This window comes from Listeria swaminathanii, from assembly GCF_014229645.1.
Classification (GTDB): domain Bacteria; phylum Bacillota; class Bacilli; order Lactobacillales; family Listeriaceae; genus Listeria; species Listeria swaminathanii.
The window spans coordinates 984,780-1,005,276 of the sequence record NZ_JAATOD010000001.1 but is presented as its reverse complement, the minus strand read 5'-3'; the positions used below and the strand labels follow the sequence as shown (position 1 = coordinate 1,005,276).

General features: G+C 37.8%; 16 protein-coding genes. 1 reads left to right on the top strand and 15 read right to left on the bottom strand.

What is annotated here, in order from left to right; translation table 11 throughout:
- Positions 1–18: 18 nt before the first annotated feature.
- The 8 genes from inlK to HCX62_RS05020 form a co-directional block, all read right to left on the bottom strand.
- Positions 19–1,857, bottom strand: coding sequence for a class 1 internalin InlK (gene inlK / locus HCX62_RS05055; RefSeq protein ID WP_185637384.1), 1,839 nt, complete (start codon positions 1,855–1,857; stop codon positions 19–21).
- A 329-nt stretch (positions 1,858–2,186) separates the two neighbouring features.
- Entirely contained in the window at positions 2,187–3,938 is a 1,752-nt protein-coding gene (locus tag HCX62_RS05050; RefSeq protein WP_185637379.1) for a LapB repeat-containing protein, read from the bottom strand.
- Between the two features lie 370 nt (positions 3,939–4,308).
- Positions 4,309–6,081 carry a LapB repeat-containing protein gene (locus HCX62_RS05045; RefSeq protein WP_185637377.1) on the bottom strand — a complete coding sequence of 591 codons (1,773 nt, stop codon included), beginning with the start codon at positions 6,079–6,081 and terminating at the stop codon, positions 4,309–4,311.
- A gap of 299 nt (positions 6,082–6,380) precedes the next feature.
- Positions 6,381–8,180, bottom strand: a complete 1,800-nt coding sequence (locus tag HCX62_RS05040) for a LapB repeat-containing protein (protein WP_185637375.1) — start codon at positions 8,178–8,180, stop codon at positions 6,381–6,383.
- A 350-nt stretch (positions 8,181–8,530) separates the two neighbouring features.
- Entirely contained in the window at positions 8,531–8,998 is a 468-nt protein-coding gene (locus HCX62_RS05035; protein WP_185637373.1) for an S-ribosylhomocysteine lyase, read from the bottom strand.
- Between the two features lie 81 nt (positions 8,999–9,079).
- Complete coding sequence (parC, locus tag HCX62_RS05030; protein ID WP_185637371.1) at positions 9,080–11,539, bottom strand: DNA topoisomerase IV subunit A; 2,460 nt, start codon at positions 11,537–11,539, stop codon at positions 9,080–9,082.
- Positions 11,536–13,503, bottom strand: coding sequence for a DNA topoisomerase IV subunit B (parE, locus tag HCX62_RS05025; RefSeq protein WP_003723731.1), 1,968 nt, complete (start codon positions 13,501–13,503; stop codon positions 11,536–11,538). Before parE ends, parC begins: the two co-directional genes overlap by 4 nt.
- Positions 13,504–13,684: 181 nt before the next feature.
- Positions 13,685–14,092: a CoA-binding protein gene (locus HCX62_RS05020; RefSeq protein ID WP_185637369.1), complete on the bottom strand. Its 408-nt coding sequence runs from the start codon at positions 14,090–14,092 to the stop codon at positions 13,685–13,687.
- Positions 14,093–14,249: 157 nt separating this feature from the next.
- Here HCX62_RS05020 and plsY point away from each other — a divergent pair, with 157 nt between their 5' ends.
- Positions 14,250–14,846, top strand: a complete 597-nt coding sequence (gene plsY, locus HCX62_RS05015) for a glycerol-3-phosphate 1-O-acyltransferase PlsY (RefSeq protein WP_008947663.1) — start codon at positions 14,250–14,252, stop codon at positions 14,844–14,846.
- 41 nt (positions 14,847–14,887) lie between these two features.
- Here the strand turns inward: plsY and HCX62_RS05010 are convergent, their stop codons facing one another.
- From HCX62_RS05010 to xerC, 7 genes are all read right to left on the bottom strand, one after another.
- Positions 14,888–15,760 carry an aldose 1-epimerase family protein gene (locus tag HCX62_RS05010; RefSeq protein ID WP_185637367.1) on the bottom strand — a complete coding sequence of 291 codons (873 nt, stop codon included), beginning with the start codon at positions 15,758–15,760 and terminating at the stop codon, positions 14,888–14,890.
- Positions 15,761–15,762: 2 nt separating this feature from the next.
- On the bottom strand, positions 15,763–16,074 hold the full coding sequence (locus HCX62_RS05005) for a hypothetical protein (RefSeq protein ID WP_008947661.1): 312 nt from the start codon (positions 16,072–16,074) through the stop codon (positions 15,763–15,765).
- A 21-nt stretch (positions 16,075–16,095) separates the two neighbouring features.
- Entirely contained in the window at positions 16,096–16,515 is a 420-nt protein-coding gene (locus HCX62_RS05000; RefSeq protein WP_185637365.1) for an acyl-CoA thioesterase, read from the bottom strand.
- A 103-nt stretch (positions 16,516–16,618) separates the two neighbouring features.
- Positions 16,619–17,398: a GTP-sensing pleiotropic transcriptional regulator CodY gene (gene codY / locus HCX62_RS04995; RefSeq protein ID WP_003726695.1), complete on the bottom strand. Its 780-nt coding sequence runs from the start codon at positions 17,396–17,398 to the stop codon at positions 16,619–16,621.
- Between the two features lie 20 nt (positions 17,399–17,418).
- Positions 17,419–18,828: an ATP-dependent protease ATPase subunit HslU gene (gene hslU / locus HCX62_RS04990; protein ID WP_185637363.1), complete on the bottom strand. Its 1,410-nt coding sequence runs from the start codon at positions 18,826–18,828 to the stop codon at positions 17,419–17,421.
- A gap of 13 nt (positions 18,829–18,841) precedes the next feature.
- Positions 18,842–19,381 (bottom strand): ATP-dependent protease subunit HslV, encoded by a 540-nt coding sequence (hslV, locus tag HCX62_RS04985; RefSeq protein WP_003724001.1) that lies wholly within the window; start codon positions 19,379–19,381, stop codon positions 18,842–18,844.
- A gap of 20 nt (positions 19,382–19,401) precedes the next feature.
- Positions 19,402–20,304 (bottom strand): tyrosine recombinase XerC, encoded by a 903-nt coding sequence (gene xerC, locus HCX62_RS04980; RefSeq protein WP_185637361.1) that lies wholly within the window; start codon positions 20,302–20,304, stop codon positions 19,402–19,404.
- Between the last annotated feature and the right edge of the window lie 193 nt (positions 20,305–20,497).

The following is a 20,497-nucleotide window of genomic DNA, read 5'->3' as shown; positions in this document are numbered from 1 at the left end:
ACGGGCGGATAGCTTTTTTTATTTTCTTCTAGAAACAATCCAACTTAATCCAATCAATAAAGCGCCAACAGTCACTCCTGCTACAGGTAAGGAATCGCCTGTTTTTGGTAATGCATTTGTATTTGCTGCCGTTTTTACGCTTGTTTTTGTCTTCGCTTCTTTCTTCTCATCAACTGTTAGTGACGGGATGCTTGGAATTGGTGTCACTGGTTTATCGACGCTTGGTGTAACAACCACTGGATTTGGTGTAGGATCTGGAGTTGGGCTTGGCGTTGGGTCTGGTGTCGGATCAGGTGTCGGATCAGGTGTTGGTGTTGGATCTGGTACCGGTGTTTCGCCTTCCACAATAACCGTCACTTGTACGGGCGCTCCTTTTTGTAAATCATTTTCAGCGTTTAGCGTAACGATATATTTTCCTGGTTTAGAGAAATCTACCACAGTTGCAAAATCGCTTGTAATCACTGTACCATCATTCGTTTTCGCTTGAATATCTTTTAAAAATTCGGCTTCTGTTTTCGATGTATCGGTTTTATAAGTAATGCTACTATCGGCCGTAATAGTTGTTGTTGCTTTAATTGTTACATTTACTTGTACTGGATCTGCTTTTAATCCGGCATTATTTTCTGATTGTAAAGTAACTGTGTACGTCCCAGGTGTTGTGAAATCTACTTTATCAGCAAAATCACTTGTAACTGCCGAACCATCATCTGATTGCGCATGAATATCTGCTAAAAACGCTGCTTCTGTAACTGCTTTATTTTGCACATAAGTTTTATCGCTGTCAGCTGTAATAGTCAAAGAGTGATCTACAGTAAAATAATGATCATAGACTGGACCTGAAATAGTGTAACTACCGCCATCTTTAAATTGGTCTGGTGAATTATATGTGTCGTAAGGTAAATCAATTCGTGCGTTAAATTCCATTTTTTCAAGATTATCGAAATCTGTTTTACTAACATTACTTACTGTTAGTCCATCACTTGTAATAGTTAGTCGGCTACCATTAATTTGTTGTTCATTCATTGAAAAGAAGGTATCGCTGCTAGAGGTAGACTTCAGAAAGTCTGGCGTGTAACCATCATAGTTAACAGTTCGTTCTGTCATGATTGTAAATGGAACATATAGCGTTTGATTGTCCGCATTATATGTTAAAGCGCTACTCTTGATTTCAGAGTTAATTAATTTTTTCGCACCGATGTTTTGTCCGTATGCGTATAATTGAGTTAATTTTGGAAAATTTTCTATACCACGGTAATCATGAATGCCACAGAATTGAACGTATAATGTTTTAAGCTCAGGCATACTTTTTAGTGGCATAATATCAGTTATTGCTCCATTACTATCAAGATTAATATACGAAACTTTAGGCAATACATTTAATTTAGTTAAAATCGAGTCATCATGTGCACTGTGGGAAAAATCTACGTTAGTTAAATTAGTAAGCTGGCTTAAGTTAGGAATTTTATCTGAGGTGACGTCTGTTCCCATTATTGTTAATTTCTCTAGTTTGTTTAATCCAGCTATTTGATTGTAATTTGTTGCATGAATCGAGTCTATTCTTAAATCCTTTACGTTATGAGCGTATTCAAGTCCTGTTAAGTCGGTAATATTCAATTTACTTAATGAAATGGTTGTTAATGTATCCATCTGCGCCTCTGTGATGTTCGCTGTACTTGCTTGTCCAAGTAAACTATTTAAATACTGCTTAAATACAGCATCAGGAATATTTACGTTATCTTGACTTGCTTTTAAGCCTGTTTGCTCTGCTGCAAATACCGGCATTGTAGTTTGCGAAACTGGAACGATGATTACTGCACAACATACTCCAATTTTAACTATTTTTGATTTGATTGACATAAGTCATTATCCTCTCCACTCTATTGAATTAGCCTAGATAATATTACTAAGCTTTTAAAAGGAACTTTATGGTGTTATTATAGTCCCCTCTTAGTCTAAGACCAATAGATAAAATGTGTACAAAAACAGCTGAAAAAGTATTTTTTAGTACCTTTCATGGACTTTTTGTATCACAATCCTAGTTTTTATGCGGATTTTGGTTAGTGCTTTATATCAACAACAAAAAGAGCTAATTTTGTCGAATTTTTGTCGAAATGAAATCAGATGCTTTCAAATAAACAAAAAAACTATCCGCCCAATATATTGGAACAGATAGTTTTTTTGTTTATTTATTTTTTACGTGCAATCATAACGCCTAATCCTAAGACTAAGAATCCTACGACTACGCCTGTTACTGGTAGTGAATCACCTGTTTTTGGTAATAATTTCACTGTGGTTACAGGTGTGGTGGCTGAAATTTCAACTACAGGATCGACCGGATCGACCGAATTAGCCGGTTCAGCTGGATCAACTGGGTCTGTTGGATCTGTTGGGTCTGGATCAGGTGTTGGATCCGGGTCTGGTGTTGGGTCTGGATCCGGTATTGTTTCACTTATTGTTACCGTTACAGTAAGCGGTGCAGCTTTTTGGAGAGCTGATTCCGCACTAAGTGTTACTTTGTATTTACCAGGTTTTGTAAAGTCAACAACTGTTGCAAAATCACTAGTAATTGGTGTTTCGTTATTTGTGATAGCTTTAATTTCTGTTAAGAATTCTTCTTCTGTTTTTGCTTCGTTTAGACTATAAGTGATTTCTGGATCAGCTGTGATAACTGTTTTTGCTTCAACTGTTACCGTCACTTGGAATGGTTCACTTTTCACGCCAAGAGTGTTTTGCGCATTTAGTGTAACAGTATAGACACCAGGCGTTGCAAAATCCACTTTTTCTGCCACATCACTAGTAATTGTCGAACCGTTTGCATCTGCTTTAATATCTGCTAAGAATTTTGCTGGTGTCACTGTTCCGCCAGCTACATAAGATATGTTCTCTTCAGCGGTGATATCTACGGAGTGATCAACAGTGAATTTTTGTATACCCGCAGCATTTACAGTATATGTTTTTCCTACTAAATTGGCTGGTGTGCCTGCTTTTGAAAAATCAAATATAGTATATAAAGTGAATTTTTCAATTTGGTCAAACTCAGTTGGCGTCATATCACTTACTGTAATCCCCTCAACTGATCCAGTCATTCTATCGCCATCAATAACACCGTTGTCAAGTTCTATCATGTACATGTCAGGTTTGTAAGAAGGTGTAATCTTTGAACCATTAAAGTTGTTGATTGAACCTGGTGTCATTATGTCAAACGGGACAAACATGGTTTGTGCTGCCGCATTGTAATTAAGCATCTTGCTTTTAATCGCTGTCTCTTCCAGAGGCGCAAACCGTTGGTTCACTCCATTGAAATCAGTTAATTTTGGAAAAACATCCAAACCGCTTAGATCAGCTATCTGACAGTCGGAAACATTTAAGCTAGTAAGATTAACCAAACTTTGTAGCTCACTAACATTGGTGATTTCTTTATTTCCAGACAAATTAAGAGTAGTTAAATTAGGTAGATTTTTAATCTTAGGGTAAACCGAATTATCTAGCTTATTATTAATTAGTATCAAATTAGCTAAATTGGTTAAACCATTTAAATCAGGTAGCAAACTTGAAGTCAGGTTAGAATTTTCAATCCCTAGGGCATTCAAATTAGTTAGTTTAGCTAATGCTTCATAATTAGTTATAGTTTTACTGCTTATCGTTAACGAATTAAGATTAGTTGCAGCTTCAAGACCCGTTAAGTCCGTAATTGAACCAGAAAAGCTCATAGTCGTAAATCCTAACATTTGAGCTTTTGTAATATCCGCCGTGGCTGCTTGACCAATTATTTGGTTTAGTTGTGCTCTTACTTCTGAATCTGGAATGTTCACAATATCTGAACTTGCTTCTTCCCCTGTTTCTTCTGCGGCAAAACTTGGTAAAGAAATTTGGGATAGTGGCATTAGTACCATGACACTACAAATTCCGATTTTCATAATTTTAGATTTTATTGACATCTTTTGTTGTTCCTCTCTTTTATCAAGTTGATTATCTTAAAACAGCTAAACACTAGTCTAACCTTTTAAATTATATACCCATCGATTATAAATACCAATAGCCATTTTGTGAACATTCCTTGATGATTTCACCCATAAATAAATCATAAAAACGATTTAAGAAATCAAAAATCAGAAGAAACCATCTATTCATCTAGTATTCTATCCAGTACTATACGATTCATAAAATGTGACTAAATTGTGACTTTTTCCAGCAAGATGCTTTTGTTTTTCGTTCTTTAAGGTATACATAGATACTCATTATCCGACTAAAAGCACATCTTGATTCATAAAAAACTATTCGCTCAATGTAGAGCGAATAGTTTTTTATTTATTTTTTACGTGCAATCATAACGCCTAGCCCTAAGACTAAGAATCCTACGACTACACCAGTTGCTGGTAGTGAGTCACCTGTTTTTGGTAATTTCACTGTATTTGTAGTTGCTTGAGCGGAAATAGATACTACAGGGTCTGCTGAATCCGCTGAGTCCGCTGATTCCACTGCTTTTTCTACTTCATTATTGCTTGGGTCATCTACGGAATCAGAAGACTGAACAGGTTCATCAGATGGTGTTTCTGGATTTGGCGTTGGTTCTGGATCTGGTGCTTTTTCGCTTACTTTTACTTTTACAGTAAGTGGATCTGCTTTTTGTACATCAGATTCTGCATTGAGTGTTACTGTGTATTCGCCTGCTTTGGTGAAATCTACTGCAGTGGCGAAATCACTGGTAATTGCAGTTTCATCATTTGTTGCTGCTTTAATTTCTGCCAAGAATTCTGCTTCTGTTTTTGCTTCATTTAGATTGTAAGTGATTTCTGGATCAGCAGTGATAACTGTTTTTTCAATGATTGTCACTGTCACTTGAACTGGTTCAGCTTGCACACCTAGTGAATTGGTTGCATTCAACGTGACGGTATACGTTCCAGCTTTAGCAAAATCAACTTTTTCTGCCACGTCACTAGTAACTGTTGCACCGTTCGCATCTGCTTTAATATCTGCTAAGAATTTTTCTGGTGTGACTGCTCCGCCTGCTACGTAGGAAATATTCTCTTCTGCTGTAATTATGGCTGAATGGTCGACAGTAAAATCTTGCATGCCTGATCCACTAACATTAAATGTTCCTCCGGCTAAATTAGGCGGTGTTTTTACTTCTTTAGAATCAAACGTAGTCCATAAAGTTAATGTTTCAATTTGGTCAAACTCTGCTGGGGTCACACCTGTGATTGATAAACCATCCGGCATACCTGTTATTCTATCGTAATCAATGTCCTCATCATTTAATATAAGTCGATAAGCCATTGTTTTATATGCTGGATTAACTTCCGAACCGTCATAGTTGGTTATATGGCTCGGTGTCATGATGTCAAATGGAACAAACATGGTTTGTTGTTTGGCGTCATACTTAAGGGTACTGCTCTTAATTTCCAGCACTTCCGATGGTATAAACTGGGCCCCTGTTGAGGTTAAACTCGTAAGATGCGAGAGATTTTCTATACCTCTAAAATCAGATACTTGGCAATTATTTAGATTTAATTTTGTTAGATTAGACAAACTTTGAAGCTCGCTTACACTAGTAAGTCCTTTATTACCGGATAAATTAAGATCAGTTAAACTGGATAGCTGATTAAATTTCGCATAAGCGGAATCATCTAACTTGTTATTGCTTAGGTCTAGACTTTCTAAATTAGTTAAACCATTTAGATCAGGCATTGAGCTGGAAGTTACATTAGAATTTTGAACCCATAAAGTTTTTAACGTTTTTAACTGTCCTATAGCTGTATAGTTAGTTGCATTAACGCTGTTCAATGTTAAAGTTTCCAGGTTAGTTGCATATTCAAGTCCTGTGAAGTCTGTAATACCAGAGTTTAAGCTCAAGGTCCTAAAACCTGTTAGTTGCGATTTGGTAATATCCGCTGCGGCTGGTTGGCCGATTATTTGATTTAGTTGCGCTCTTAAGGCTGAATCTGGAATGTTCACAATATCTGAACTTACTTCTTCTCCTACTTCTTCTGCAGCAAAACTTGGTAAAGCAGTTTGAGAAAGTGGTACGAGTACCATCACGCTACAAATTCCGATTTTCATAATTTTAGATTTGATTGTCATCTTGGTTGTTCCTTTCTATTATCAAGTTACTTATTATTAAACGTCCTTGGAATGGCTAGTTCCAATCAAATAAGCAGATTATATCTTCGGAGGCTTCCATTGCAACAACTATTTTGTGACATTTTAATGGTTTTCCGAATCAATAAAGCCTTATAAATCTGAAAAAATTGTTTAAAAATACGAAGAACTGTGACCTATAAGAAAAAATGCTTTGATTACTAGCTCCCCCTCCTTATAAGCCAAAATTCTTCGCTAAAACAATTTTGAATATGAATAATTTATCTACTTGGTTTTTTTATCTATTTTTTACGAGCAATCATAACGCCTAATCCTAAGACTAAGAATCCCATGACTACGCCTGTTGCTGGTAACGAATCCCCTGTTTTTGGTAATTTTATTGTATTGCTAGTTGCTTGAGCTGAATAAGAAGCTCCAGACTTTGTGGATTTCCTTGTTAAACCACCAGATTGACTAGCTTTACCTGTTGCAGGCGTTGGTTCTGGATTATCCGGATCCGTCGTTGGATCGTCTGGATCTGGTGTTGGATCTGGGTCTGGTGTCGGATCTGGATCTGGTGTTGGTATCACTGGTTCTACTGGTTTTTCATTGATTTTTACTTTTACAGTAAGTGAATCTGCTTTTTGGACATCTGATTCTGCATTTAATGTAACTGTATACTCCCCAGCTTTTGTAAAGTCTACTACAGTAGCAAAATCACTTGTAATTGCAGTTTCATCATTTGTCGTTGCTTTAATATCAGCCAAAAATTCAGCTTCTGTTTTTGCTTCATCAAGCTCATATGATACTTCTGGGTCAGCTGTGATGGCTGTTTTTGCAATGATGGTAACTGTTACTTGCATTGGTTCACTTTTAACACCTGTTGAATTTTCTGCGTTAAGTGTAACAGTATATGTTCCAGCTTTTGTAAAATCGACTTTTTCTGCAACGTCGCTTGTAACTGTCGGACCATTGGCATCTGCGTTAATATCTGTTAGGAATTTTTCTGGTGTGACTGTTTCACCAGCTATATAAGAGATGTTATCCTCAGCTGTAATACTTACAGAATGATCAACCGTAAATTTCCCTTTTACTGAAGAGTTACTAATACTATAGCTACCTGCTGTTAAGTTAGCAGGTTTTGTTGCTTTTCTAACATCAAATAATGCGTAGACAGAAAGATTTTCAATTTGGTCAAAATCAGCTGGAGTAACGCCGTTAATTGTTACCCCTTCAGCCGAAGCTGTCATCTTACTATCAGCAACAGCCCCACTGTTCAATTCCACTTCATATTCATAGAGTTTAAAGGAAGGATTGATCTTGGAACCATCGAAATTGGTTAAAGAATTTGGTGTCAATAAACTAAAAGGAACAAACATTGTTTGCGCTTTTGCATCATAATTAAGGGTATTGCTCTTGATTGCTGTCACTTCTTGCGATTCAAAAGCTTGTTTCCCACCACTAAAATTTGTTAGTCTTGGGAAATCTTCTACACCTTTATAATCAGCAATCTGACAATTTTCTACAATTAAAGTAGATAGATTAGGTAAATTTTTAAGGTTTGTAATATTAGTGATATTTTTATTACCAGTTAAATTAAGGGTAGCTAAATTGGGAATATTATTTATTTTAGAGTAAACGGAATTATCTAAGCTAGCATTGGTTATACTCAAGTTTTTTAATCCTGTTACCCCTGTTAAGTCTGGTATCATACTTGAAGTTACATTAGAACCTGAAATAATTAAGTGTTCTAAATTAGTTAATTGCGCTACCGGTGCATAGCTACCTGCATTTATATCTGAGATAGTTAGCATATTTAAGTTTTTTGCATATTCAAGTCCTGTTAAGTCAGTAATATTACCGCTTAGATTTAGACCAGTAAGAGTCAACATCTGAGCTTCAGTAATATCAGCTGTACTTGCTGCACCTAAATTACTATTCAACGTAGCTTTTAATACTGGATCAGGAATATTAATATTGTTTACTCCTGTATCTGTCCCTGTTTCCTCAACGGCAAAACTCGGCAAAGAAGTTTGTGAAAGTGGCACGAGTACCATTACACTACAAACTCCAATTTTAATTATTTTAGATTTGATAGACATCTTATGCTGTTCCTCTCTCTAATCATATTAGTTACATTAGAATCCCTTAAAGCAGCTATTCGCTTGCCTCAATGACTAAATTATATACTCAATCGTGGTATATACCAATGGACAAATTGTGAACATTCTTAGACAAATTAATCATATGCTTAATTAATAATGATTATAAATAAGAGAAATGGCTCTACATGCTGGCTTTCCATGGTATTTCGCGTGGTACCAAAATATCAGATAATATGTCGGAAATGTGACTTTTTTAAAGAATGCGCTTCCAAAAAAGTGATTTTATTAACATTTATATTCTCTATTAAAAAGCACCTACCTCTATATACAGGTAGGTGCACTTATTCTTATTCAGCAAATACATTTTTCCATTCGCTTCTTTTAGCTAAAAATTCGGATGCTAGAGCTTTTGCACCTTCTAGGCTATGGCTTGCTGCCCAGCCACATTGGACTTCATTACAAGCTGGAACTTCTGTTGCCTGGATTACATCAGTTAATGTAGTAGCGATGATTTCTAGAACATCATCATAGTCGCTATGGTTGATAAGCGAAACATAAAATCCTGTTTGGCATCCCATCGGACTAATATCGACTAATTTATCAGTGTGGTTTCTCGCAAGCTCAGCCATCAAATGCTCCAAAGAGTGAAGCGCGGGCATTTCCATATGTTCTTTATTGGGTTGTTTAAAACGAACATCATATTTGTAAATTTCATCTCCGTGGATGCCAACTTTCGTTCCCGCTAGTCTCACAAAAGGTGCTTTTACTTTCGTATGGTCTAAATTAAAACTTTCTACATTCATTTTTTCTGCCATGCGTTTCCCTCCTCTTATTCTTTGTCATTATATCAAAAAAAAGAATCCTTGCATATTTCTATACAAGAACTCTTTTTATGATTATTCGTCTTTTGCGTCTGTTGTATCTTTAATTTCGGGGATTGCTAACCAGATAGATGTTGGTTCCCCTTCCATTGTTTCATCTAACACAAACGAGCCGTTGGAATAGCGATCTGTTATCCGTAGATTATTGACGTCTATTTCGACTACTTGATCTGTATTTGTTTCAATAAATAAATGGTCGTTATTATCAGCAAGCGTTAAGCCTATGAAACGATGCGGATTACTTTTCAGCTCGCGTAACATTAGTAAGCCACGTTTTGCTCTAGAAATTGGTTCGAATTCACTTGCTTTCATTTGTTTAAGTGAACCTCGTTGTGTTGCGAGAAGGATATGTTTTTGTTCGTTCTGGGCGATGACAACCCCGCCGATGACGATATCCTCTTGTTTTAAGTTAATCGCTTTTACGCCGGCCGTTCTTGCGCCGGACTCTGGGATTTCAGTAATGGAATAGCGAAGACCGTAACCATTTTTTGTTGCTAAGAAAATATCTTCTGTGCCATCAATCAAATGAACACTTAACAGCTCATCATCATCTTTTAGCTTAATTGCCATCATTGACTTAGAATAGCGCTGTGGTTTGTAATTCGTGATAGCCGATTGTTTGGTCATGCCGTTTTTGGTAACGAATAAAAATCGTTTTTCTTCCGTAAAGGCTTGAATTGCAATCGCAGAACGAATTTCTTCACCGGCTGACAAATCGCTGGCCAAGTGGCTAACGTGATCACCGAGATTTTTCCAACGAATATCTGGCAATTCATGCACTGGTCGATAAATGAAATTCCCTTTGCTCGTGAATAACAAGAGCGAATCGAGTGAATTCATTTTTTGAATAAAGATGGCATGATCGGCTTCTTTCATTGCTAGTTCTGCACCATTTGAAGCGGCGTAAGAACGTTGGCTTGTACGTTTCACATAGCCTTCTTTCGTCACAGAAACAATCACGTCTTCGTTAGCAACAAGTACTTCCGTGTCGATTTTGATTTCAGTGATTTCTGCTTGCACTTCTGTACGGCGGGCAGTTTTGTATTTTTTCTTGATTTCTGCTAGTTCTTCTTTTAGAACAGCAATAAGTTCTGCTTCATCACCTAAGATTTTTTCCAGAACACTAATTTGTTCTGCTAGAGATTCGGCTTCACTTTGAAGTTCATGTATATCTGTATTTGTTAAACGATACAGTTGTAAAGATACAATCGCTTCTGCTTGTTTTTCGCTGAAATCATAGTTTGTTTGTAAGTTTAATTTCGCATCACGTTTATCTTTCGAGCCACGGATTAACTTAATGACTTCATCTAAAATAGAAAGTGCTTTAATTAATCCTTCTAAAATATGTTGGCGCGCGCGTGCTCTGCGAATATCATACTCGGAGCGCTTAGTAATGATTTCTTTTTGGTGCCCAATATAAGCGTCAAGCATTGGAATAATTCCCATTAGCTCAGGACGTTTTCTATTGATAGCGACCATATTGAAGTTATAGCTCACTTGTAAATCTGTATTTTTAAATAAGTAATTCAGTACGCCTTCTGCATTAGCGTCTTTTTTAAGTTCCACTGCAATACGAAGTCCTGTACGGTCAGTTTCATCACGTACTTCTGAAATACCTTCAATTTTTTTCTCAATACGAAGTTCGTCCATGCGTTTCACTAAATTAGCTTTATTCACTTCATAAGGAATTTCGTGAATGGTAATTTGTTTTCTGCCACCACGAATATCTTCAATTTCTGTTTTGGAACGAACGACAACGCGTCCTTTACCCGTTTGATATGCTTTACGAATACCGTCAATCCCTTGAATAATCCCACCTGTTGGGAAATCTGGGCCTTTGACAATTTTCATAATATCATCGGTTGTGCAAAGCGGACTATCTAATCGTTTCATCACAGCTTCAATGATTTCGGTTAAATTATGCGGCGGAATATCAGTCGCATAACCCGCGGAAATCCCAGTAGAACCATTGACTAAAAGGTTCGGAAAACGCGCTGGTAAAACAGTTGGCTCACTGGAAGTATCATCAAAGTTAGGAATGAAATCGACTGTTTCTTTTTCGATATCGCGTAGTAATTCTGCTGAAATCGGTGAAAGACGAGCTTCGGTATAACGCATCGCAGCTGGTGGATCACCATCGACACTACCGTTATTTCCGTGCATTTCAATCAGCATATTACGTACTTTCCAGTCTTGACTCATCCGCACCATTGCTTCATAAACGGAAGAGTCACCATGTGGATGGTAATTACCGATAACGTTTCCGACTGTTTTGGCAGATTTACGGAAACCTTTCTCGGATGTATTTCCTTCGACATTCATTGCGAATAAAATCCGACGTTGTACTGGTTTCAGTCCGTCACGAACATCTGGAAGCGCACGTTCTTGAATAATATATTTACTATATCTACCAAAACGGTCGCCCATAACTTCTTCTAGCGCTAAGTCTTGGATATGTTGTTCTGGATTAGTCAAATGTCTTTCGCCTCCTCAACCATCATGTTTTCATTTTCTAAAATATTTTGGCTATCTTCCATAGAAAACTCAACATGCTTTTCAATCCACTGACGTCTTGGTTCTACTTTATCACCCATCAGTGTTGCCACGCGGCGTTCAGCACGCGCAGAATCGTCCACTCGCACACGAATTAACGTACGTGTGTCCGGATTCATCGTTGTTTCCCAAAGTTGGTCGGCATTCATCTCACCAAGACCTTTGTAACGTTGGATCATGTAGCCTTTACCGATTTTTTGGATGGCAGAATCTAATTCTTCATCTGTCCAGGCATATTCGATTACTTCTTTTTTCCCGGAACCGCGGCTGACTTTGTAAAGTGGTGGTAAGGCAATGAATACTTTACCAGCTTCAACAAGCGGACGCATGTAACGATAGAAGAATGTTAGTAGCAATACTTGAATGTGGGCGCCATCGGTATCCGCATCGGTCATGATAACTACTTTATCATAGTTACAATCCTCGACATCAAACTCGGTACCAACACCCGCACCAACTGTATGGATAATCGTACTAATTTCTTCATTTTTTAAGATATCTTGTAGTTTTGCTTTTTCGGTATTAATTACTTTTCCTCGAAGTGGCAAAATAGCTTGGAAACGACGGTCTCGGCCTTGTTTGGCTGATCCTCCCGCCGAGTCTCCTTCGACTAGGTAAAGTTCATTTTTGTTAGGGTTTCGTGATTGCGCTGGCGTTAACTTTCCAGAAAGAAGTGTTTCGGAACGTTTCTTTTTCTTACCATTACGCGTTTCTTCACGCGCTTTTCTGGCAGCTTCTCTTGCTTCGCGGGCTTTAACTGCCTTTTTAACAAGAAGTGAGCTTGTTTCTGGGTTTTCAGCAAGGAAGTAAGCTAAATGTTCCGCCACTACAGCATCAACAGCCTGACGAGCTTCCTGCGTCCCTAGTTTTTCTTTCGTTTGTCCTTCGAATTGAAGAATTTTTTCTGGAACACGAATCGAAAGTACCGCGGATAACCCTTCACGAATATCGCTACCTTCGAGGTTTTTATCTTTTTCTTTTAAAAGATTCACCCGACGAGCATAATCATTGAAAATCCGTGTCATAGCAGCTTTCATACCTGATTCGTGGGAACCTGCCCCGCGAGTTCGAACGTTATTAACGAAACTCAAGATATTTTCAGAGTAACCATCATTGAATTGGAACGCCATTTCTACTTCAATGGTCGCATTTTCTCCTTCAAAGCTAGCAACTGGATGAAGTACATCTTTGCCTTCATTAATGTATTCAACAAAGTTTTTCACACCTTCTTCAAAGTGGAAAGCCTCTGCCATACCTACACGTTCATCAATTAATTCGATTAACATGCCCTTTAAAAGGAAAGCAGATTCTCTTAGACGTTCAGATAATGTTTCATAGTTAAATGAAGTAGTTGGAAAAATCGCTGGATCTGGTTTAAAGCGAATTGTTGTCCCAGTAGCTTTTGATTTCCCGATTTTTTTCAGTGTTCCATCTGGCTTTCCGCCGTCTTTAAATTTTTGTTGATAGGTTGCGCCATCACGATTAATCGTAACAACTAACCATTCTGAGAGCGCATTTACAACGGATGAACCAACACCGTGGAGTCCTCCACTAGTTTTATATCCGCCTTCTTGGCCAAATTTACCACCAGCATGAAGTACGGTTAAAATAACTTCTACCGTAGATTTACCTGTTTTGTGCATCCCAACAGGCATCCCACGACCTTCATCGCTAACACTAACACTGCCATCCTCATGAAGTGTCACAACAATTTTCTTACCAAAACCTGCAAGGGTCTCATCGACCGAGTTGTCCACTATTTCATATACTAAATGGTGCAGCCCGCGTACATCGGTTGAACCAATATACATCGCTGGGCGTTTCCGGACCGCTTCCAGTCCTTCAAGCACCTGAATAGAATCATCATTATACTCATTCCGATTCATATTTCAAAACTCCCTTCATTCCGTCAATCTACAACTTTTATGTTGTTATTCGCTTAAAACCACCTTATCAGAATAGCATTAACCAGCTAATTAATAAAGTGATAGTTTGGTGACAAATTCCTTTTCATAAAAAAACAGGCTCTGCTATAAGAACCTGCTTCGGTCAAAAATGGTGTTTTTGTTAGTCCATTTCTTGATAAGCAACCTTAATGCAATAATCCATGACAGTAGGATATCCTTTTTCTGTCAAAAAATCAAATGCTTCCTGATTAGTAATGCCAAGTTGTGCCCAAAACACGTCTGCGTCGATTTGGTCAAACGCCTTAGCTATTTCAGGTAAAAACTCTGAGCGACGAAAGACATTAACAATATCAACATGTTCCTCGATATCCGTTAAGTTCTTAACAGCTTTTTCGCCAAGAATTTCGTCTGCATTAGGGTTCACTGGTATAATTTTGTATCCAGCTTGCTGCATTATCTGGCTCACACGGTAACTTGTGCGGTCTGGCTTATCACTCAAACCAACGACTGCGATTACTTTTGCCTGCTTTAAAATATGTCGGATTTCTTCTTTTGTTGGATTTTGCATTCGTCTAATCGCCCCCTACTATTCTTTCTAATCATAAGCTATTTTTACGGTTTTTTCAACTTTTCATCGTGATTTGTCCTAACAATTTAGCCAATTCTCTTCATTTTGTGCTATAATTCTTTATGGAAAACAACATTTCTTCTTGAGGGGTTTAAAAATGACAATTAACTTAATTCTGCTTTCTTTATTAGCCTATGTGATTGGTTCTATACCATCTGGTTTATGGATTGGCAAAATTTTCTACAAAAAAGATATTCGCGAGTTCGGTAGCGGTAACTTAGGCGCGACGAATTCGTTCCGAGTGCTTGGGATCAAAGCTGGTAGTATCGTTACAGTGATGGATATTTTAAAAGGGACCGTCGCAACATTACTTCCATATTTCTTCCAATTAAACGTAGACCATCATTTCTGGCTACTTACTGGAGCATTTGCGATTATCGGCCATAGTTTCCCGCTTTTTGCTGGGTTCCGTGGTGGAAAAGCAGTTGCTACTTCTGCCGGCGTTATCCTAGCATATGCGCCACTGCTCTTTGTAGCTGCTCTCGTAGTCTTCTTGGTTACACTGAAACTTAGCAAATATGTGTCGCTTAGCTCAATGATTGGAGCACTTGCAGCATTAATTATTTCTTTTTTCATGGGAGATTGGATTTTAATTATTCTTGTTGCTTGTATCGCGACTTTTGTTATCTGGCGTCACCGAGCTAACATTACCCGTATCCGTAACGGAGAAGAACCAAAAATAAAATGGATGTAAGAAAACCCAGAAGATGCTTTTCGCTCTTCTGGGTTTTTACTTTATCCTACTGTAATTGTATATTCCGATGCAAAAACAGCTTCTGGTTCTAAATGTTCTATCCCCGCTTTATCTCGCAGTTCAACTGATTTTCCAGCACCGTCCGCAATGCCATACCACGGTTCAATACATAAGAAAGGTGTTCCTGTTTTTGCCGTCCAGATTCCCACAAACGGGAATTCCGGGAAGCTTACTTTTACAAAATGCGGCGTTTTATCTGACTTAATCGTCACTTCTTTTTGTTTCAACGCTTCAAAGATAAGCGCATCATTTTTAAATAAGTCATAGCTCAGCGGTAAATATCTTGCTGGCTCACTCGTCACTTTTTCAATTGCTCCACTACGATAAGGCCCTTCTAAACAAAGTGTTTCCAAGTTTTCTTCTGTTCCAAAGTCCAAGTAATAGTCTTCAAACGCAGTACCTTCAGTTAGTGGCAAATTAAACGCCGGGTGTGCACCGATAGAGAAGTAAATGCGTTTATCATCTCTGTTTTCCACTTCATAAGAAACAGCTACAGAATCTTTCTCGATTGTATAAATAATAGATAATTTGAATTTGTAAGGATAAATAGCTAACGAATCTTCATCAGAATCCAGTTCAAAGCGTACCGAATTTTCCGTTTGCTCCATTACTTTAAAATCACGGTCACGAGCGAAACCATGTTGTCCTAAGTGATACGGCTTGCCATCTACTAAGTAAGTATCCTCAACTAGTCTTCCAACCGTTGGGAATAAGACTGGCGAATGACGTCCCCAAAATTTACTATCCGCATTCCACAAATACTCAAGTCCAGTATCTTTGCGCAAAATACGCGTTAATTCAGCGCCTGCTGTTTTCATTTCTACAAGCAATAATTCATTTTCTAGTTTAATCATCGTTATTTCTCCTCCAAATGAAACCGCTCGATTTGTTCAAAGGCTTTTTCTTTTTTCAGTACTACTAATTGCATCTCGCCAAACAAATCATAATGCGGAAAGTTTTTTCGACGGTTATCAATCCAATCTGGCGCTAAACCATATTGTTTTCCCCATTGTTGCAGTTTTTTCAAATCTACACAAGCAACTTTGGTTACAGTTTTCGAGTCTGGGAAGCGATCATCGAGCCAGTAATGCGTGATAATTGCAATCTCCCCACGAGCTGCTTTTTCTTTCCATAATTCCATTTCATCGCGTTTTACACCAAAAGCCATTTTTATCACTACCAGTCTTTTTTATTCTAAAGCTTTTAGATAGGCTTTATGCCAATTCGGAAATGTTCTTCTTAACGATACAGGGCGAAAGTCTTCTTTCGTCACACATACGTGCTCCGTTTCACCTGTAATTGCAACTTCATTCGTATCTTCATAGCAAATTTCATAACCATAAGTAACACGAAGTCCATCATACCCTTTTATCCATGTTTTTACAACTGCCTTTTGTCCATATCGCAGTGGTTTTCCGTAATGAATATGCACATCTAATACCGGAGAAAGATAACCTGCTTCTTCCATATCAAAATAACGAAAACCTAATTTTTCAATTAATCTTGTTCGGCCAATTTCCATCCATACAAGGTAATTGTTATGATAAACAACGCCCATTTGGTCTGTTTCAGCATAGCGCACTTCAATGGTTGTTTCAGCAATTTCCATTCCAAATTCCTCCAGTCACAACTAGTTCTTCTTTTTTATTTTACCAAAGCAAGCCAAAAAAAGCTCTCCCCGAATATTTTCAGAGAGAGCTTTTTGATTTTTTTTAGTTATTTTTCAATTTTTCTAGTTCTACAAGGAATTTATCATTTAATACACGGATAAATGTACCTTTCATTCCTAATGAACGAGAATCAATAACGCCAGCACTTTCTAATTTACGAAGCGCATTAACGATGACAGAACGTGTAATGCCGACACGGTCCGCGATTTTAGAGGCAACAAGAAGGCCTTCTTTACCATTTAATTCGTCAAAAATATGCTCAATTGCTTCTAATTCACTGTATGAAAGTGAGCTAATTGCCATTTGTACAACCGCACGGCTACGAGCTTCTTCTTCAATTTCTTCTGCTTTTTCATGCAAAATTTCCATTCCAACAACTGTTCCACCGTATTCAGCTAAAAGCAAATCGTCATCTGTGAAATTGCTTTCTAAACGAGATAGAATAAGTGTTCCAAGACGCTCTCCGCCACCAACGATTGGTACGATAGTTGTTAAACCTTTAGTGAATAATTCGCTGTTTTCGATTGGGAAAGCAGTATATTGGCTTGATACTTCTAAGTTAGAAGAAGTTTCGCCTACATTGAAAAGGCTTTGTGTATATTCTTCTGGAAATTGGCGTTCTGTTAGCATTTGTTTCATACGATCGTTTTCGATTGGTAATGCTTCAGAATAACCAAGTAATTTACCTTTACGGCTTACGATATACGTATTGGCTTCAATTACATCTGTTAATGTATCAGCCATTTCTTTAAAGTTTACTGTTTTTCCTGCAGCGTTTTGTAACATAGCATTAATTTTTCTTGTTTTTTCTAATAAAGTCATTATTAGATCCTCCTAGTATTTTATAAAATAAATTGTGTTAAATCTTTATTCTTCATAATTGGTGCAAGTTTTTCATTAACATAGTTTTCAGTTACTTTTATAGATTCCATATTGATTTCTGGTGCCTCGAATAGTAAATCTTCTAGTAATTTTTCTAAAATGGTATGAAGTCTTCTTGCTCCGATATTATCTGAATCTTGATTAACTTGGAATGCAATCTCAGCAATTCTTTCTACAGCTTCTTTGGTGAAAATCAAGTCAATTCCTTCTGTTTTCAGTAAAGCTTTGTATTGTTTAATTAGGGCATTGTCTGGTTCTGTTAAGATTTTGTAGAAATCTTCTTGTGTTAATTTGTCCAGCTCAATTCTAATTGGAAAACGACCTTGAAGTTCTGGAATCAAGTCACTTGGTTTAGACATATGAAATGCTCCAGCCGCGATGAATAAAATGTACTCCGTGTTGACTGTACCATATTTAGTGGAAATTTGCGACCCCTCCACGATTGGAAGAATATCTCTTTGGACACCTTCACGTGAAACTTGCGCATTTCCGCCGCCTTCTTTGCTAGCGATTTTATCAATTTCGTCAATGAAAATTATCCCCATTTGTTCCGCACGGTGAATACCTTCAGCGGCAAGTTCATCGGCATCAATCAATTTAGATGCTTCATCTTCAAAGAGAATTTTCTTCGCTTCACGAACGGTTACTTTGCGTTTTTTCTTTTTCGCTGGGAACATGCCAGAAAGCGCATCTTGCATGCCATTCATTTGGTCCATCCCCGTGCCACGCATCATATCGAACATTGGATTTTGCTGCTCTTTCACTTCTACAGTTACTATTTCATCATCAAGCTCACCATTTTGAAGACGCCATTCGATTTGGCTTCGTTTATTTTTTAATTCTTGATCTACTTCTTCCTCAGCAGGTTCATCCGGTTGATTCATACCGCCAAAAAGGGCTTCTAATGGATTTTGCGATGTTGTTTGCTTTTTCTTTTGGCTTGGTGCTAGAAGTTTAATTAATCGTTTTTCCGCATTTTTTTCTGCTTTCACGCGAACTAATTGCATTTTTTCTTCTTTTACTAAGCGAACGGATACTTCGACTAAATCACGAACCATCGATTCCACGTCACGACCTACATAGCCAACTTCCGTAAATTTAGTAGCCTCTACTTTAGAAAACGGAGCACGAACTATTTTTGCAATGCGGCGTGCTATTTCCGTTTTACCGACACCAGTTGGGCCAATCATCAAGATATTTTTCGGAATAATTTCGTCACGGATAGACTCATCCATCAATTGTCTACGATAGCGATTTCTTAGTGCTACTGCAACAGATTTTTTTGCGCCGGTTTGTCCAATAATATATTGATCCAGTTTTTCGACAATTTGCTTTGGTGTCAACTGGTTCATTAACGTTAAATTTGTCAAATTAACCACTCCTTCAAAGCTCTTCTACAGTAATATGATCATTCGTAAACACACAAATTTCCGAAGCAATCTCTAGTGCGTGGCGGGCAATATCTTTTGCTTCCATTTGACCACCGTTGTGTCTTTTAAGTGCGCGTCCAGCTGCCAGCGCATAGTTTCCACCAGAACCGATTGCTAAAATACCATCATCTGGTTCAATTACTTCTCCAGTGCCTGAAACTAAAAGTAAGGTATCTTTATCCATCACGATTAACATAGCTTCTAGCTTGCGTAAAACACTATCACTACGCCATTGTTGCGCGAGTTCCACAGATGCTCTTTCTAAGTTACCATTATATTCATTTAATTTTGCTTCGAATTTTTCAAACAATGTAAATGCGTCTGCAACCGAACCTGCAAATCCCGCAATTACTTTATCATGGAAAAGACGGCGAACCTTTTTGGCAGTGTGTTTCATTACAACCGATTCCCCAAGCGTTACCTGACCGTCACCAGCCATGGCCGCTTTTCCGTCATGTTGAACTGCAAATATCGTTGTAGCATGTAATTCCATTTCCTTAACCTCCTCCAAATTTAAGCCCTCGGATGATGTTTCATATAAGTAGACTTTAAATGCTCTTTTGTCACGTGCGTATATATCTGGGTGGATGATAAGCTAGCATGTCCAAGCAACTCCTGCACCGTCCGCATATCCGCCCCGTTATTAAGCAAATCCGTTGCAAACGTGTGGCGTAACATATGGGGATGGATTTTTCGAGTTAATGAAGCTTTGCTAATTATTTTTGTCAAACAATATCTAATGCCCCTTGTCGTCAGCGGATCGCCGTAATGGTTTACAAGTAACGCATCATGTGATTTTTTGTATCGGGTCATTAGCTCGGTGCGACTCGGTAAATAATCCGTTATTGCATCTTCCGCATAAACACCGAATGGCACATAGCGCTCTTTATTCCCTTTTCCGCGAATCAGAATAGCTTGATAAGATGTATCTAAGTCAGGCATAAGTATCCCGGCACACTCACTCACCCGAATTCCAGTCCCATATAGTACTTCTAACAATACCCGATCCCGCAGTGTAAGCGTTTCATTATCTTCATAAACCACTTGAAACAAAGCTTCCATTTCTTCTGAATAGAAAAATTTGGGAAGCCTTAACTGATTTTTTGCATGTGAGACATAGGTAAACGGATTTTCCGTAATAACATTCTCTCTTAAAAGAAAAGTGTAAAAACTCCGTAAACTTGAAATTTTCCTAGCTACTGTTGTTCGAGAAAAAGACTTTTGCTTTAATTCTGTCAAATAAATTCGAACATCTAGAAAAGTAACTTGCTGATACGTTGTAATAGCTTGTTCATTTAAGAAGCGGCGAAAATCGAGTAAATCATTTTCATAAGCAGTACTTGTGTTCACTGAATAATTTCGTTCTGAGTAAAGATAGTCAAGAAATTGTTGCTCTAACTTTCCCTCTTGTGTCATGCGTATACACCTCTCAAACACTATCATGTTAACATAACAATATCCACGTTGCAATAATTATATCCATTTTTCGCAACTTTTTGAATTAATCTGGATTTACAATCAATTTAAACAAATTTGCGTATTTTTGTGAAAAAAGCCACATTTATCAGCATGAGTTGTCTAGACCATTCCCCAGAATGAAAAACTGCCT

Coding starts and splice junctions, on each gene's coding strand:
- codY (WP_003726695.1), bottom strand. CDS start 17,398: ATGACTTTATTAGAAAAAACAAGAAAAATTAATGCTATGTTACAAAAC.
- HCX62_RS05045 (WP_185637377.1), bottom strand. CDS start 6,081: ATGACAATCAAATCTAAAATTATGAAAATCGGAATTTGTAGCGTGATG.
- xerC (WP_185637361.1), bottom strand. CDS start 20,304: ATGACACAAGAGGGAAAGTTAGAGCAACAATTTCTTGACTATCTTTAC.
- HCX62_RS05040 (WP_185637375.1), bottom strand. CDS start 8,180: ATGTCTATCAAATCTAAAATAATTAAAATTGGAGTTTGTAGTGTAATG.
- HCX62_RS05035 (WP_185637373.1), bottom strand. CDS start 8,998: ATGGCAGAAAAAATGAATGTAGAAAGTTTTAATTTAGACCATACGAAA.
- parE (WP_003723731.1), bottom strand. CDS start 13,503: ATGAATCGGAATGAGTATAATGATGATTCTATTCAGGTGCTTGAAGGA.
- HCX62_RS05050 (WP_185637379.1), bottom strand. CDS start 3,938: ATGTCAATAAAATCTAAAATTATGAAAATCGGAATTTGTAGTGTCATG.
- plsY (WP_008947663.1), top strand. CDS start 14,250: ATGACAATTAACTTAATTCTGCTTTCTTTATTAGCCTATGTGATTGGT.
- HCX62_RS05000 (WP_185637365.1), bottom strand. CDS start 16,515: ATGGAAATTGCTGAAACAACCATTGAAGTGCGCTATGCTGAAACAGAC.
- HCX62_RS05020 (WP_185637369.1), bottom strand. CDS start 14,092: ATGCAAAATCCAACAAAAGAAGAAATCCGACATATTTTAAAGCAGGCA.
- HCX62_RS05010 (WP_185637367.1), bottom strand. CDS start 15,760: ATGATTAAACTAGAAAATGAATTATTGCTTGTAGAAATGAAAACAGCA.
- inlK (WP_185637384.1), bottom strand. CDS start 1,857: ATGTCAATCAAATCAAAAATAGTTAAAATTGGAGTATGTTGTGCAGTA.
- HCX62_RS05005 (WP_008947661.1), bottom strand. CDS start 16,074: ATGGCTTTTGGTGTAAAACGCGATGAAATGGAATTATGGAAAGAAAAA.
- hslV (WP_003724001.1), bottom strand. CDS start 19,381: ATGGAATTACATGCTACAACGATATTTGCAGTTCAACATGACGGAAAA.